This is a genomic window from Anaerozeibacter quisquiliarum (assembly GCF_051162045.1).
In the GTDB taxonomy this organism is placed as follows: domain Bacteria; phylum Bacillota; class Clostridia; order Christensenellales; family Aristaeellaceae; genus Anaerozeibacter; species Anaerozeibacter quisquiliarum.
Genome location: NZ_JBISDI010000020.1, coordinates 23,810 through 36,243, shown reverse-complemented (window position 1 = coordinate 36,243; position 12,434 = coordinate 23,810). Strand labels below are relative to the sequence as shown.

Here is a 12,434-nt window from a genome sequence, read left to right as displayed (position 1 = left end):
CGGTGGATGGGCGTTGGAGGGGTTCGAAGGAAAGGGATTTAGTGTTGTGCCGTTCTTCTCTCATACTTGGGATTGTATTTTTCAACGAGGGATGCTTTTATCCGCTCTAATACTATGGTGCCGAAGTTAGCGTCTAGTAATATGTCGATTCTCCTGCAATTCTCTTTTATCCATCCGCAGACACTCGCTTCTGAAATTCTGAGGTGACTCATTGATATATCCGATAGAAGTGATGCTGCCAAATTGCTTTGCGAGGACTTTGGGTTGTAGTGTTGGCTATAAAACCGGGAATTGCTCTTGGAGCCGGCTCTTCCAACGACTAACGCATTGCCATCGTGCCAGAACGTACAAATGCCCATCATACCAGGCGGAAGTTTCTCCGGATTGTGAGGTGTAGGCCTATCGACAATTATGTACTTCCTTGTATCGATGGGCTTACCCAACAGCTTAAAAGTGTTGAGGACTATTTCATCAAACTCAGCTATCAGGCTCATCAGACATCACCCCCGTTCTATTGGTACTGTTGATATTGTATCAGACCTATCTTGAAAGGTAAAGATAGATCGTCCCAATATTTGGGCGTGCGCCGACTGGCTACAGGCCCTCGCCGGTCTTCCGGTCATGGCAGGGCTTGCACAGCGGTTGCCAATTCGACTGATCCCAGAACAATCGGTAGTCACCGCGGTGAGGGACGATGTGGTCGATTATGGTGGCGGGTGTCAGCCGATCCGCCCGCAGGCACTCGGTACAGAGCGGGTGCTTCTTCAGAAAGAGCGTTCGCGCTTTCCGCCAGCGCCCGTCGTAGCCGCGCTGCGTCGCCGTTTCGCGCGCGTACGACTTTTGGTGCTGCGCGCAATAGGGCTCGTCGCCTAGATTGGGGCAGCCGGGATGGCGGCAGGGACGTTTTGGCGTTCGCGGCATGCAAATTCCCCCCTATATAGATGAAGAGATCAGATGAAGAGCAGTCCGCGTTCATCATAAACGGAGCCGCCGTTCTGGTTCTTCATCGCCCGATCCAGCGCCATCACCAGCGCCACCGCGCCGTCCACCTTTTCCGTGGACTTCTCCTTGTCAATCTTCAGGTTTCCCGCCGGGTCGGTGCGCACGAAAGCGTTGTCCATGTTCCACCGGAGTACCGGGTGCCCACCGTGATTCAGCTTCCGTTCCAACACGATGCGCATCAGTTCCTTGGTCGGGGGACTCATATCCTTGAAACCCTGCCCGAAGGGAACCATGGTGAACCCGTCGTTCTCCAGTGCCTGCACCATCATCGTGGCGTTCCAGCGGTCGTAGGCAATCTCGCGAATGTTGTAGCGCTCGCCCAGATCACAGATGAACTTCTCGATGAACCCGTAGTGTACAACGTTGCCCTCGGTGGTCATGAGGTGCTGCTGCGCCTTCCAGACGTCGTACATCACGTGGTCGCGCCGGACGCGCAGGGAAAGCGTCTCTTCCGGCAGCCAGAAGAAAGGAAGCACGGTGTATGGCTCCTCCTCATCCTCAGGCGGGAACACAAGCACCAGCGTCGTCAGGTCGCTTGTGGACGCAAGGTCAAGCCCCGCATAGCAAAGCCGGCCTTCCAGTGCCACAGCATTCACTACACCGCCGCACTCGTCCCAACGCTCCATAGGCATCCAGCGGATGGACTGCTTGACCCATTGGTTCAGGCGCAGCTGCCGAAACATGTTCTCATCCGCAGGGGTCTCCATGGCTTTTCGGTAGGCGTCGCGCACCTTATCGATGGAGATCGTGTGGTCCAGTGACGGATTGGCTTTGTACCAGTTCTGCTCATCCTGCCAGTCCGCATCATCCGGCAGTCCGAAGATAACCGGATAGAAACGCGGGTCGGCTTTACGTCCTTCCAGAAGGTCGAGCGCCTTTTGGTGTACCTCCCAGCAGATGCTGTTGCGGTCTGTACCTGCTGTCGTGAGGAAAAACCACAACGGTTGTTTCCGAGCGTCGCCGGAGCCCTGGGTCATCACGTCGTAAAGCGCGCGGGTAGGCTGGGTGTGCAGCTCATCAAAGATGCAAGCCGAAACGTTCAGACCGTGCTTGGTGGCGACTTCCGAAGACAGCACCTGATAGATGCTGCCGGTGGGCTGGTACACCATTCGCTTTACGGAGGGTATGATCTTAATGCGCTTCAGGAGCGCTGGGGACTGCTTGACCATATCAACCGCCACGTCAAATACGATGCCCGCCTGCTGGCGGTCGGACGCGCAGCTGTACACTTCCGCCTTCCATTCATCGTCATTGACCAGCATGTTCAGGGCAATCGCCGCGCCAAGTTCAGACTTACCTTGTTTCTTCGGGATCTCGATATATGCTGTGGTGTACTGCCGCATGGTCGGATCATCGTCCCGGACGGTGCCAAAAACCTCGCGGATGATCTTGTCCTGCCACGGCAGCAGCTTAAACGGCTTCCCGTGGAACTCGCCCTTGGTGTGCTTGAGGCACTCAATAAAAGAGCTGGCCCGCTTGGCCTTGTTCTCATCAAACGCCACCCATCCACCCGCCCTTCAGCAGCGTCTCCATGGGGTCTGTGGAGAACGTATCATCTGATCCACCGCCTGCCGCGATGATGCGGGCGCGTGTTGCGGGCGTCAGGCCGAACTCCGAGCAGAACGACTGCATGATCTTCAGATTCTGCTGGGCAATGGACACCTGCGGGACCTGCTGGACATACCCGCTGGGCGTCTTGAAGATGGAGCCGTGCTGCGTGATGAACGCTTCGGCCTCCTTCCATCGCGCATACGCCTGACAGTAGCCCTCAAAGGCTGTCAGGTCGGCCATGGTCAGTACACCCATTGCTTCAAGGGCCGGGGCCAGACGCTTCCATTCTTTCTTGGCTACCGGCAGAATCCAGGCCGGGCATTTGATGTTCCCCTTGGGCATGATCGGTTCATGCTCGTTGAGCGGACGCTTGCCCGGATTGCCTTCAAGCAACTTGATCGCGGTGGGTTTGGGCTTTCTGCCCCGCGTCGCCATCTGGCACACCTCCCTTCCTGGTTATCGGGCCGATGATCACTCCTGCGCCGTCGCTTCCTCGAATGACAGCTCCACACCGTCACGCAGCACGCGGATGCCCGCCGTGCTTTCTAAGGCATCGGCATATCGCCGGACAATGACGGACGCATACTTCGGATCTATCTCCATCATCCGGCAGATCCTGTCGGTCTGTTCACAGGCGATGAGCGTTGAACCGCTCCCCCCAAAGAGGTCAAGCACCACGCCATTGGGGGCCGAACTGTTCTTGATCGGATAGGCCAGAAGCGGTATCGGCTTCATGGTCGGATGGTCTGCACTGCGCTTGGGTTTTTCGAAGTTCCAGATGGTGGTCTGCTTACGATCGGCGAACCACTTGTGCTTGCCGTTGGGGAGCCACCCGAAAAGAACCGGCTCGTGTTGCCACTGATACGGGGAGCGCCCCAGCACCAGCGACTGCTTCACCCAGATGCAGACGCCGCTGATGTGAAAGCCCGCTTCCTTGAACGCGCGCCGGAAATTCAGCCCCTCCGTATCCGCGTGGAAGACGTAAGCCGACGCACCCTCCGCCATATGTGCCGCCATGTTGCGGAACGCGGCCAGCAGAAACTCGAGAAAAGCACCATCCGCCATGCTGTCGTTCAAAATTGACTTGCCATCTGCGCTTTCGTATGCAACATTGTACGGGGGGTCGGTCACGACGAGGTTCGCTTTGACGCCGTCCATGAGCAGCGCGACATGGTCCGCATTCGTAGCGTCGCCGCAGACCATTCGGTGCCTGCCCAGCGTCCATACATCACCCAGCTGCACAAACGGCTGGATGGCATCCGGGTCGATACCACACTCGTCGTCCTTGACATCCTTGTCATGGACCTTGGAGAACAGTTCGTCGATCTCGGCGGCGTCAAATCCCGTCGCGCCCAGGTCGTAACCGTTCTGCTGCAGGTCGGAGAGGAGGTCAGCCAGCGCCACAGGTTCCCATTCACCCACGGCCTTATTGAGCGCGATGTTGAGGGCCTTTTCGTCCGGTGGATTTTCGATGTGCACCACCACGCAGTCGATCTCCGTCGCGCCTTCCGCCGTCAGCACCTTGTATCGTTGGTGACCGCCTACGATGTTCCCGGTCACCTCGTTCCAGATGACGGGATCGACATAGCCAAACTCGCAGAGGCTCCGCTTGATCTTCTCATAGGCCGGGTCGCCGGGCTTCAGGTCTTTGCGCGGGTTGTATTTCGCGGGCTTCAGCTTCTCCACCGGGATCCGCTGCAGGTTCATGCTCGTATTCAAAGAAAGCCTCCTTCACTCGCAACAGACGCCCATCACGAGCGGCTGCTTTTTTCGTTTTGGGGCCGAATACCCCGGGTCCTGAATTTCGCGAAAACTCGCACTAGAGGGGGCCGCGGTCTCCGGCGAGAGGTTCGTAGAGATCCGATCCCCCCTCCCCGGCACACTTCACCGAAGCGGAGCGCGAAAGTCCACCGGGCGGGTGGGACTTCTCCAAAGCGGAGCGCCAAAGTCCACGGGGCCGGTGGGACTTCTCCGAAGCAAACCCCGAAAGTCCACGGGGTCGGTGGGACTTCTGCAAAGCAAACCCCGAAAGTCCACCACGCCCGTCGGACTTCTCCGAAGCGGCGTGCGAAAGCCGGCGGTGGGTGTGGGCGGGCGGCCGGGCGGGGTTTGGGCGGGCGGTGGCGCGCGCTTCCTCTATAGCGCGTGGGCCGGGCGACGTATCGCAAACGACGCAAAAACGACGGCGTTTGTTATCTTGCGTTTCCGGCCGGGCCGAGCGATGAATGTGTCGCGGCCGCAAACCGGGCCGCCGCCGCGGGCGGGTCAAGCCGCCGGGCCGAAAGGGGTACCCCATGACCACCTGCGCTGAAAGGGCTGCCTTCCACACCGCCACCCGGGACGCGCTCCGGGCCGCCGCTCAAGCCGAGGCCGCCGCCGACCGGGCCGACCGGGCCGCCCGCGAAGCCGCCGAGGCCGAAGCCGCCTTGGTCGCCGCCACCAACGCCGCCCGGCTGTACCGGGCCGCCGCCGAACAGGCTGCGCTCCACGCCGCGGTCGCGGCCGACACCGCCGAGCTCCTGGCAGACGAGATCCCGGCCGACATGGGGTCGGACGACGAGGACGCCGACCTTTTGGAAGCCGCCATGCAGGCACACGGCCGGGCCTACGTCGCCGCCGACAAGGCCCGCAAAGCCGCGGCCGCCGCCCGCCAGGTCAAGCGCTGAGCCCGAGCACACAAAGGAGGACGCCGCTATGAAGGACCAGACCTTTGGTATCGAGATTGAGATGAATGGCATCACCCGGGCGAAGGCCGCGGAGGTCATCGCCGCGCACTTTGACATCCGACCCACCCACGTGGGCGGGAGCTACGACACCTGGGCGGTGTACGACCCGGAAGGCCGGCCTTGGAAGCTGGTCTCGGACGCCAGCATCGCCGGCCCGTATGAGGAGCGCACCGAGCTGGTCAGCCCGATCTGCCGGTGGACAGACATCGAGACGGTCCAGGAACTGGTGCGCAAGCTGCGCCGGGCCGGCGCCAAAGCACACGAGAGCTGCGGGATCCACGTGCACATCGGGCTGGGCAGCCACACCCCGAAAACGCTTCGAAATCTGGTGAACATCGTCAACGCCAAGGAGGACCTGCTGACCCAGGCGCTGCAAATCGCGCCGGAACGCCGCACACGCTGGTGCCAGCCGGTTGACGCGGGCTTCCTCGCGAGGCTGAACCGGCTCAAGCCCAAAACCCTTCCCGAGCTCGCCCGGGTGTGGTACGACGATCGGAACTGGGAGCGCCATGCCCACGAGCACTACGACCACAGCCGGTACCACCTTTTGAACCTCCACTCGGTGTTCCAAAAGGGCACCGTCGAGTTCCGGGCCTTCAACAGCACACTCCACGCGGGCGAAATCAAATCCTTCATCCAACTGAGCATGGCGATTTCCCACCAGGCTTTGGAATCGAGCTCGGCCTCGCCACGCCGCCCGGAGACCGACAACCCCAAGTACACCTTCCGGTGCTGGATGCTGCGGCTGGGGTTCATCGGCGACGAGTTCGCGACCGCCCGCGAACACCTGCTCAAGCACCTGCCGGGCAATGCCGCATGGCGCCAGGCGAGCTGACACAGCCCGCTTCCAGGCCGGCTGGTTTGAAATCAAGCACACCCGCCTGATGAGGCCCGGTGGCTCCGGGCCGAAACGCGAAACGCGTCGCGGGAAGCTAGTAGAGCTCCCAAATCAAAAAGGGGGACCACACAGATGTACGAGCGCGAGAACGAACAGGACTTCGAAGAGGTGTTGCAGGACGGCCTGCGGGAACTGATCGCCCAGGATGGCGACTACCGCACAGCGGAAGACCTGTGCTGGGTGAACCTACGGGTTCAGACCTTTTCCGAGGATGGCGTGATGACCCGCGACAAAGGGCTGGTCATCAGCCTGCCGAACGGCCGCGAGTACCAGTTGACCATCATCCGGAGCCGCTGACACACGGCTCTGAAATCAAGGGAGGTACATCATGAAGCGCATCTTTGACAACACCACCTGCTGGAATATCTTTGACCACACCGATGACCCCGAGCGGTACTGGGCGCTGCAGCGCGTCGGGCTGCACGACGCCGCCCGCACAGCCGCCATTTTGCTGACGCTCCGCTACCCGCTCAGGATGATCCCGGTGATCATCGCCTGCGCCCGCTGCGGTTGACCCCGCAAGCTTACAAATCCAGAGCGAATACACTTCCAAATCAACCTCAAACCTGATACACTAAATACGGAGGAACAACGCCATGAATTACATCGCGTATGGCTCCAACATGATCGAGGAACAGATGATGTACCGCTGCCCGGACGCTCGGCTTCTTGGCATGGGGTACCTGCCGGGAAGCCGGTTGGAGTTCTACCTTCACGCCACCGTAGAGCACTCCCATGCAAAAGATGCACAGGTGCCGGTCGCCGTCTGGGAGATCAGTTCAGCTGATGAACGGCGGCTGGACCACTACGAAGGTTACCCCAGTTACTACATCAAGGCGGAGCGCACGGTACACATGACGGGCGGCTCTGAAATCAAGGGTATGATCTACCTGATGAACCAGAAGCGCATTGCGCCGCCGACCCGGGATTACTATGATGGAATCTTACGGGCGTACCTGGCGCTGGGCTTTTCCTCCGAAATCGAGAGGGTCTTGAAGCCCGCGCTCCTACGCAGCCTGCTGCGAAAATCTTGATGCACCCGGCCGTTTAGGGCACAACAAAAGCCGCTCTCAAATCGAGCGGCTTTAAGCGTTGATGAATAGGGAAAATAGCGCTTTTCTTGCGCCGAAAACCTCCGGTGGCTGGAGAATCAGAACTGTATGGTCTTGAACCGAAGCCCGTCAATCTTTGCGAGCGCGTCCTCCAGCGCCTTAATCGCGCCGACTTCCTCCGCGTCCACCAGCTGCAGCAGAATCAGACCTTCTTCGGAGCAAACATCGCCGGCCTGGTGCAATCCAAGGCGCATTTTGATGTTGCATCCGAATTCAGTCAACACACCTTGAAGAGCGTCCGCGACTTCCCGCCGCTTGCTGGCCCGGATGGCCATGATGGTTTCCGTGTTCATGCAACATCCCCGTCTTTCTATTCATAGATCCACATGCAATATACTATCACCCGGCGGTCTGGGTGTCAATTGCCTCTTCTCTTTCCCGTACCTTTCGCCCTCTTTCCATCCACCCTTCTGCCAAGCTGTTTAATTTAGGGGTTTGTCCAACGACAGAAGCCGCTCTCAAATCGAGGGCGGCTTCTGTCGTTCATGGAGCTTTGAAATCTTGCGCCAGTCGCGCCACGTGAGCGCCGATGGCGGAGCTGGGGGGACGACCCGAGTCAACAGCGCTCAGCCGGCGTCAAGGGCGCCTGTGCGGTCACGTCGCGAATCGTCAGAGAGGGATCACGTCGTAGGCGGTTTCGACACCGGTTTCGTTCTTTCTGAACCGAACCAGCAGTTGGCCTTCACACACCCGGTACACCGCCTGGAAGGGCTGGAGCCACAGGTGCGTCAACCCTGGGCAGTGCTGGTATGCTTCGGCGCGGTACGCTTCGAAATCTTCTTTGCCTTCCGCGCCCAGCCAACGCCTGTACAGATCCATCAGGTAAGGAAGCTGCTGTTTCTGAAGCCGCTCCCACACCAGTGGGCCGGGCATCGACTTGAAGTTGGAGATTGGCCGCCCGTCATGAAAGAGCGCCCACTGGTTAAGCGGTAGCGGGTTTTGCATCAGGTCCAGCATCGCTTCTGCGGTACCACAATCGTCGCAGACGTAGACGTCCGCGTGGCGGCTGAGCGCATTGCACGTCACATGGATGTTCATCACGCCGCTCCCGCAGCGGGGACAGGACATGCGCTCTCCGGCCAGTTGCCGGGCTTTGAAATCAAGGAGCTGTTCATTCAGATCCTTCATTCTGTCTCCTCCTTCCCGTCAGCGGCGTGGGCGTCCCGGCGCAGCGCGGCGTATTTCTCTTTGTGCTTTTGTGCGGCAACGTCGTTCGGGAACGCCGCGTGGCCGTTCAATCCGCCCAGCAGGATACGGCGCTCCTCTTTGAAATCGGCACCGCCCATGCCCAGCCGTAGTAGCCATGACCGCGCGAAGTACTTCTCGTTCTCGGGTTCCTGGACCTGTGCGGTGATGCGGGTCGCTGACTGCGCGGCCTTGATAATCTTGTCGGTTAGCAGGCCGTAGGTCGTCCAGCGCATCGGCTGTTCCGCATGGAATGGGTAGCGCAGCGTGACGTTACCGTCCAAATAGCTGAAGCCGTCCAGTTCGCCGCGGGTTTTAGAATCAGCCAGCCGCTGTTGGAAGGCGGCCAGGTCTTCTGGCATGTGCTCCTTCAGGCTGTCGATCAGGTTCTTCGAAATGAAAAGGCTTCCGGATTCCGTCATGCGGTTGAACAGATACTGCTTGCTGTACAGCATGTGGATCAAGTTCGAAAGGCTCCCAACCGTCAAGCCGGGGGCGGGCTCGCTGATCTCCATGGCTTCGATGTCGGTAGCTTCTGAATCAGCTTCCGGCGCTGGTTGCTCGGTCTGCGGTTCCTCCGCCGCCCAGCCATGGTTCTGGAAGAATGGCTGTAGTGCGGTCCAGGCTTCCAAATCGTCGGTGACGATTGCTGCGTCCTTTTCCACCTTGACCGAGCCAATGCTGTAGGTGCAGCGCGGTACGCCGTCATAGTGCGGTTCCATGTGCAGCCATTCACCGATGGCCTGTGCGAGCAGCTTGCGCTGGGTTGTAAGACCGGTTTCTACTCTCATGGGGATGCCTCCTTCGCTTTGGGTAGTGTCATATACGCTCTAAAAGCGATGGAAGTCAAGCAAATCATGAAGGTTGGTCATTATCCTTCTTTTCAAAGAAAAAACCCTCGCGGTGCATCAGCGAAGGCTTGTCGGATCTACTTTGCTAGTCTGACTATATCACACCCTGGGGGCTGTCTAATACTGTCTTTTCAGGTCTTTTGTTCCGAAGCCAGAATTTTTTCTACCTCCTGGAGGGCCCGGCCATGCACTTTGTACACATACCGCTCTTCCAGGTCCATCCGAACAGCGATTTCGCTCCAGCTTTTGAAGCATAGATACCGCAGTTCCAGCAGAAGCTGATATTCCGGGTTGTGCACCTTCTGAATGATGGTGCCCACTTCGAGCAGCAGATCAATTGCCCGGCTCAGTTCATCCTCCGCTTCCATGAGCCGATGGATCGTGTTCTCCATCGAGGTGGCGCAGCGCGAGTGCGAGACAGGCTCGCTCTCATACGAGGCGGTGACCTTCTGCGCCAGCGCGCGCAGGACTTCCACGCGCTCAAGCTTGCTGTTGATGCGCTGGTCGAGCCGAAACGTTTGGTTAAGGTATTCTTTCGCGGTCATTTGTGTTTCCCCCTGACTTCGTTTTTTAGCATCCAGATCAGTTGCTTGCCGTCCAGGTCGCATAATGTCTGGAACCAGCTCGATCGAAAGAACGCTTCCAGTTCACGCTTCTGGCAGAGTTGTTTGGTGCTCTCCGGGTAAAAGTGCAGGCTCCGAAGTGCGGTTCTGTAATCCTTGGTCGCCTGCACGATGATAGCTTCCGCCAGGCTCAACCAGTTGTCGCTGGGGATTTCAGTCATTGGTACCCCTCCAAATTCGCCTTCACCGCGTCAATCAGCGCGGCTTGGGTCTTGTCTTTTTGTTTCAGAGCAGCCATGATCTGCTCGTCAATCGTGCCCCTCGTGATGATGTGGTGGATGACCACGGCCTCGGCCCGCTGCCCCTGCCGCCAGAGCCGGGCGTTGGTCTGTTGATATAGTTCCAGGCTCCAGGTTAGCCCGAACCAGATGAGCGTGGAGCCGCCCGCCTGCAAATTCAAACCATGTCCGGCAGATGCTGGGTGGATCAGGCCGACTTGCATTGCGCCGGCATTCCAGTCCGCGATATCCTTGCTCGTTCGGATCTCCCGTACATGAAACCGCTCCTGGATCCGGGCCAGATCGTGCTTGAACCAGTAGGCCACCAGCACCGGCTTGCCGTTCGCCGCTTCGATGAGATCCTCCAGCGCGTCCAGCTTCCGGTTGTGGATGTGGACGACGCGCTTCTCATCACCGTACACCGCGCCGTTCGCCATCTGGCAGAGCTTGCCGGAGAGGGCGGCCGCGTTCACCGCGTCGATCTCCTCGCCGTTCAGCGAGACCACGAGGTCATTTTTCATCTGCGTGTATACCTCATGCTCCGGGTCAGAGAGTGTCACCGTCACCTTGTTCATCACGCACTCGGGCATCTTCAAGTAGTCGGTGCTCTTCATGCTGATGGTGATGTCGGCGATCCGGCGGTAGATCTCCTGCTCCGCGCCGGGTTTGGGTCTGTAGGAGAAGATCTGCTGAGCACTGCGCTTGTCGGGCAGGAAGAACTCGTCCCGGTAGTGGGTGATGAAGCGGCCCAGGCGCTTGCCCATGTCCAGCAGCCGGAATTCCGCCCACAGGTCCATCAAGCCGTTGCTGGAGGGGGTGCCCGTCAGGCCCACAATCCGCATGACGTGGGGGCGCGCCTTCAAGAGGCTCCGGAACCGCTTCGCCTGATAGGACTTGAAGGAGGACAGTTCGTCGATGACAATCATCTCGTAGTCGAACGGCAGGCCACTGCTCTCGATCAGCCACTGGACGTTCTCCCGGTTGATGATGTACACGCTGGCCTGCTGCCGTAGCGCCGCTTTGCGTTCGGCTTCCGTGCCCACCGCGACCGAGTAGGTCAGGCCCCGCAGGTGATCCCATTTCCGAATCTCATCTGGCCACGTGTCTCGCGCCACTCGCAGGGGTGCGATCACCAGCACCCGGCTGATCTCGAAGCGGTTCAGGCAAAGCTCATGAATCGCCGTCAGTGTGATTACGCTCTTGCCAAGGCCACAATCCAAGAGAATTGCGGCAACAGGGTGCGTCAGGATGAAGTCGGTCGCGTAGGCCTGGTACTCATGGGGTTTGTATTTCATCCAGCACACCTCCGATCTGCTCCGGTCGGTCGATCACGTACACTCGAAACCCTAGCGCCTCCAGCTGCCCTTTCCGCCTTACCTGCAGCGGGCGCAGGATCTTCCCAGGCGCTTTCACTTCCACGAACGCCAGGCGCCCACTGGAGAGGAGTACGAGGCGGTCGGGTGCGCCTGCCCATCCGGGGGAGGTGAACTTAGGCGCGAGGCCGCCCATCCGACGGACGGCCTGTACCAGGTTTTGCTCGATGATTTTCTCACGCATCCTTGTTTTCCTCGAAGATCCGGCGCTCGGCTTCAAGGGCACGATCATGGGCAATCTGAAGCGCTCGCTCCATGATCTTATCGGGCGAGTTCCACGCTTCCTCTATGGAGAGGAAGTACCGACGGAACTCTTTGCCCATCTCGCTGCGCTGAAGCATGCAGAGCTCCTTGGCCATTGAGATGGAAAGCGCATGGTCGATCGCTTGCTTGCCCGGAAACCCGTCAGACCTATTACTCAAAAATGTGCAATAGTCTTTTCCCTCACGGAAGCCATACGCGCACATTCTGGGGAACCAGTCATTGTAGCGGGTGTTGATTTTCAGCAAGGCGTGCAGCTCGCGTCCGCTGACGGTTGGATTATCGGAATCGAATACGATCGCGATCTGATCTGTCATGGAGATACCTCACACTTTCTGTAGTCGCGCCAGCAGCGTTTGAACACCTCAACGCACTCGGAGCAGGCACCATGACTAGTGAGATGCTCCAGGATAGCCGCCCTGATGTTTTCAGCGGGCCAGGATTTGTCGGACGACATATCATCAGCGAGGTCCCCGCGGGGTGAGTTTTTTCCCTGATATCGGGCTATCATCCAATCGTAAAAGGTCATCATATGTTCCACTCCTATCTCCTGTGTGCAGGTTGCGGAAGTCGCTGTATAAAACTCTCTATAGGGAAAATTTGACCCTGAATTTCCCTTAAGGGACTTTCTAGT

Annotated in this window: 19 protein-coding genes; 5 read left to right on the top strand and 14 right to left on the bottom strand. The window is 58.9% G+C overall.

The annotated features are described in order from the left end of the window. Nucleotides 1-38: 38 nt before the first annotated feature. From ACH6CV_RS10255 to ACH6CV_RS10235, 5 genes are all read right to left on the bottom strand, one after another. On the bottom strand, nucleotides 39-494 hold the full coding sequence (locus ACH6CV_RS10255; protein ID WP_456358094.1) for a hypothetical protein: 456 nt from the start codon (nucleotides 492-494) through the stop codon (nucleotides 39-41). A gap of 100 nt (nucleotides 495-594) precedes the next feature. After that, nucleotides 595-921 (bottom strand): HNH endonuclease, encoded by a 327-nt coding sequence (locus ACH6CV_RS10250; protein WP_456358093.1) that lies wholly within the window; start codon nucleotides 919-921, stop codon nucleotides 595-597. Nucleotides 922-950: 29 nt separating this feature from the next. Continuing rightward, a complete protein-coding gene (locus ACH6CV_RS10245) occupies nucleotides 951-2,504 on the bottom strand; it encodes a terminase large subunit (protein WP_456358092.1) in 1,554 nt (517 codons plus the stop codon). Then, complete coding sequence (locus ACH6CV_RS10240) at nucleotides 2,494-2,988, bottom strand: phage terminase small subunit P27 family (protein WP_456358091.1); 495 nt, start codon at nucleotides 2,986-2,988, stop codon at nucleotides 2,494-2,496. The genes ACH6CV_RS10245 and ACH6CV_RS10240 overlap by 11 nt, the downstream gene beginning before the upstream one ends. A 36-nt stretch (nucleotides 2,989-3,024) precedes the next feature. After that, the gene (locus tag ACH6CV_RS10235; RefSeq protein WP_456358126.1) at nucleotides 3,025-4,260 is read right to left on the bottom strand and encodes a site-specific DNA-methyltransferase; all 1,236 of its coding nucleotides are present in this window, start codon (nucleotides 4,258-4,260) and stop codon (nucleotides 3,025-3,027) included. 587 nt (nucleotides 4,261-4,847) lie between these two features. Between ACH6CV_RS10235 and ACH6CV_RS10230 the strand changes: the two genes are divergently transcribed. The 5 genes from ACH6CV_RS10230 (at nucleotide 4,848) to ACH6CV_RS10210 (ending at nucleotide 7,211) form a co-directional block, all read left to right on the top strand. Further along, nucleotides 4,848-5,219, top strand: coding sequence for a hypothetical protein (locus ACH6CV_RS10230; protein ID WP_456358090.1), 372 nt, complete (start codon nucleotides 4,848-4,850; stop codon nucleotides 5,217-5,219). Between the two features lie 28 nt (nucleotides 5,220-5,247). Then, nucleotides 5,248-6,114 carry an amidoligase family protein gene (locus ACH6CV_RS10225; protein ID WP_456358089.1) on the top strand — a complete coding sequence of 289 codons (867 nt, stop codon included), beginning with the start codon at nucleotides 5,248-5,250 and terminating at the stop codon, nucleotides 6,112-6,114. A 135-nt stretch (nucleotides 6,115-6,249) separates the two neighbouring features. Continuing rightward, nucleotides 6,250-6,474, top strand: a complete 225-nt coding sequence (locus ACH6CV_RS10220) for a hypothetical protein (RefSeq protein WP_456358088.1) — start codon at nucleotides 6,250-6,252, stop codon at nucleotides 6,472-6,474. A gap of 31 nt (nucleotides 6,475-6,505) precedes the next feature. Continuing rightward, on the top strand, nucleotides 6,506-6,691 hold the full coding sequence (locus ACH6CV_RS10215; RefSeq protein WP_456358087.1) for a hypothetical protein: 186 nt from the start codon (nucleotides 6,506-6,508) through the stop codon (nucleotides 6,689-6,691). Between the two features lie 82 nt (nucleotides 6,692-6,773). Further along, the gene (locus ACH6CV_RS10210; protein WP_456358086.1) at nucleotides 6,774-7,211 is read left to right on the top strand and encodes a gamma-glutamylcyclotransferase family protein; all 438 of its coding nucleotides are present in this window, start codon (nucleotides 6,774-6,776) and stop codon (nucleotides 7,209-7,211) included. 116 nt (nucleotides 7,212-7,327) lie between these two features. Here ACH6CV_RS10210 and ACH6CV_RS10205 read toward each other — a convergent pair whose 3' ends face one another. From ACH6CV_RS10205 to ACH6CV_RS10165, 9 genes are all read right to left on the bottom strand, one after another. Then, a complete protein-coding gene (locus ACH6CV_RS10205; RefSeq protein ID WP_456358085.1) occupies nucleotides 7,328-7,582 on the bottom strand; it encodes a hypothetical protein in 255 nt (84 codons plus the stop codon). 316 nt (nucleotides 7,583-7,898) lie between these two features. Next, nucleotides 7,899-8,417 (bottom strand): hypothetical protein, encoded by a 519-nt coding sequence (locus ACH6CV_RS10200; protein ID WP_456358084.1) that lies wholly within the window; start codon nucleotides 8,415-8,417, stop codon nucleotides 7,899-7,901. Beyond that, the gene (locus tag ACH6CV_RS10195; RefSeq protein ID WP_456358083.1) at nucleotides 8,414-9,265 is read right to left on the bottom strand and encodes a hypothetical protein; all 852 of its coding nucleotides are present in this window, start codon (nucleotides 9,263-9,265) and stop codon (nucleotides 8,414-8,416) included. Before ACH6CV_RS10195 ends, ACH6CV_RS10200 begins: the two co-directional genes overlap by 4 nt. Nucleotides 9,266-9,456: 191 nt before the next feature. Beyond that, nucleotides 9,457-9,870, bottom strand: coding sequence for a hypothetical protein (locus tag ACH6CV_RS10190; protein WP_456358082.1), 414 nt, complete (start codon nucleotides 9,868-9,870; stop codon nucleotides 9,457-9,459). After that, nucleotides 9,867-10,109 carry a hypothetical protein gene (locus ACH6CV_RS10185; RefSeq protein ID WP_456358081.1) on the bottom strand — a complete coding sequence of 81 codons (243 nt, stop codon included), beginning with the start codon at nucleotides 10,107-10,109 and terminating at the stop codon, nucleotides 9,867-9,869. Before ACH6CV_RS10185 ends, ACH6CV_RS10190 begins: the two co-directional genes overlap by 4 nt. Next, complete coding sequence (locus tag ACH6CV_RS10180; RefSeq protein WP_456358080.1) at nucleotides 10,106-11,461, bottom strand: SNF2-related protein; 1,356 nt, start codon at nucleotides 11,459-11,461, stop codon at nucleotides 10,106-10,108. The genes ACH6CV_RS10185 and ACH6CV_RS10180 overlap by 4 nt, the downstream gene beginning before the upstream one ends. Continuing rightward, nucleotides 11,442-11,723: a VRR-NUC domain-containing protein gene (locus ACH6CV_RS10175; protein WP_456358079.1), complete on the bottom strand. Its 282-nt coding sequence runs from the start codon at nucleotides 11,721-11,723 to the stop codon at nucleotides 11,442-11,444. Before ACH6CV_RS10175 ends, ACH6CV_RS10180 begins: the two co-directional genes overlap by 20 nt. Further along, complete coding sequence (locus tag ACH6CV_RS10170) at nucleotides 11,716-12,117, bottom strand: antA/AntB antirepressor family protein (protein WP_456358078.1); 402 nt, start codon at nucleotides 12,115-12,117, stop codon at nucleotides 11,716-11,718. Before ACH6CV_RS10170 ends, ACH6CV_RS10175 begins: the two co-directional genes overlap by 8 nt. After that, the gene (locus tag ACH6CV_RS10165) at nucleotides 12,114-12,329 is read right to left on the bottom strand and encodes a YozE family protein (RefSeq protein WP_456358125.1); all 216 of its coding nucleotides are present in this window, start codon (nucleotides 12,327-12,329) and stop codon (nucleotides 12,114-12,116) included. Before ACH6CV_RS10165 ends, ACH6CV_RS10170 begins: the two co-directional genes overlap by 4 nt. Nucleotides 12,330-12,434: the final 105 nt, after the last annotated feature.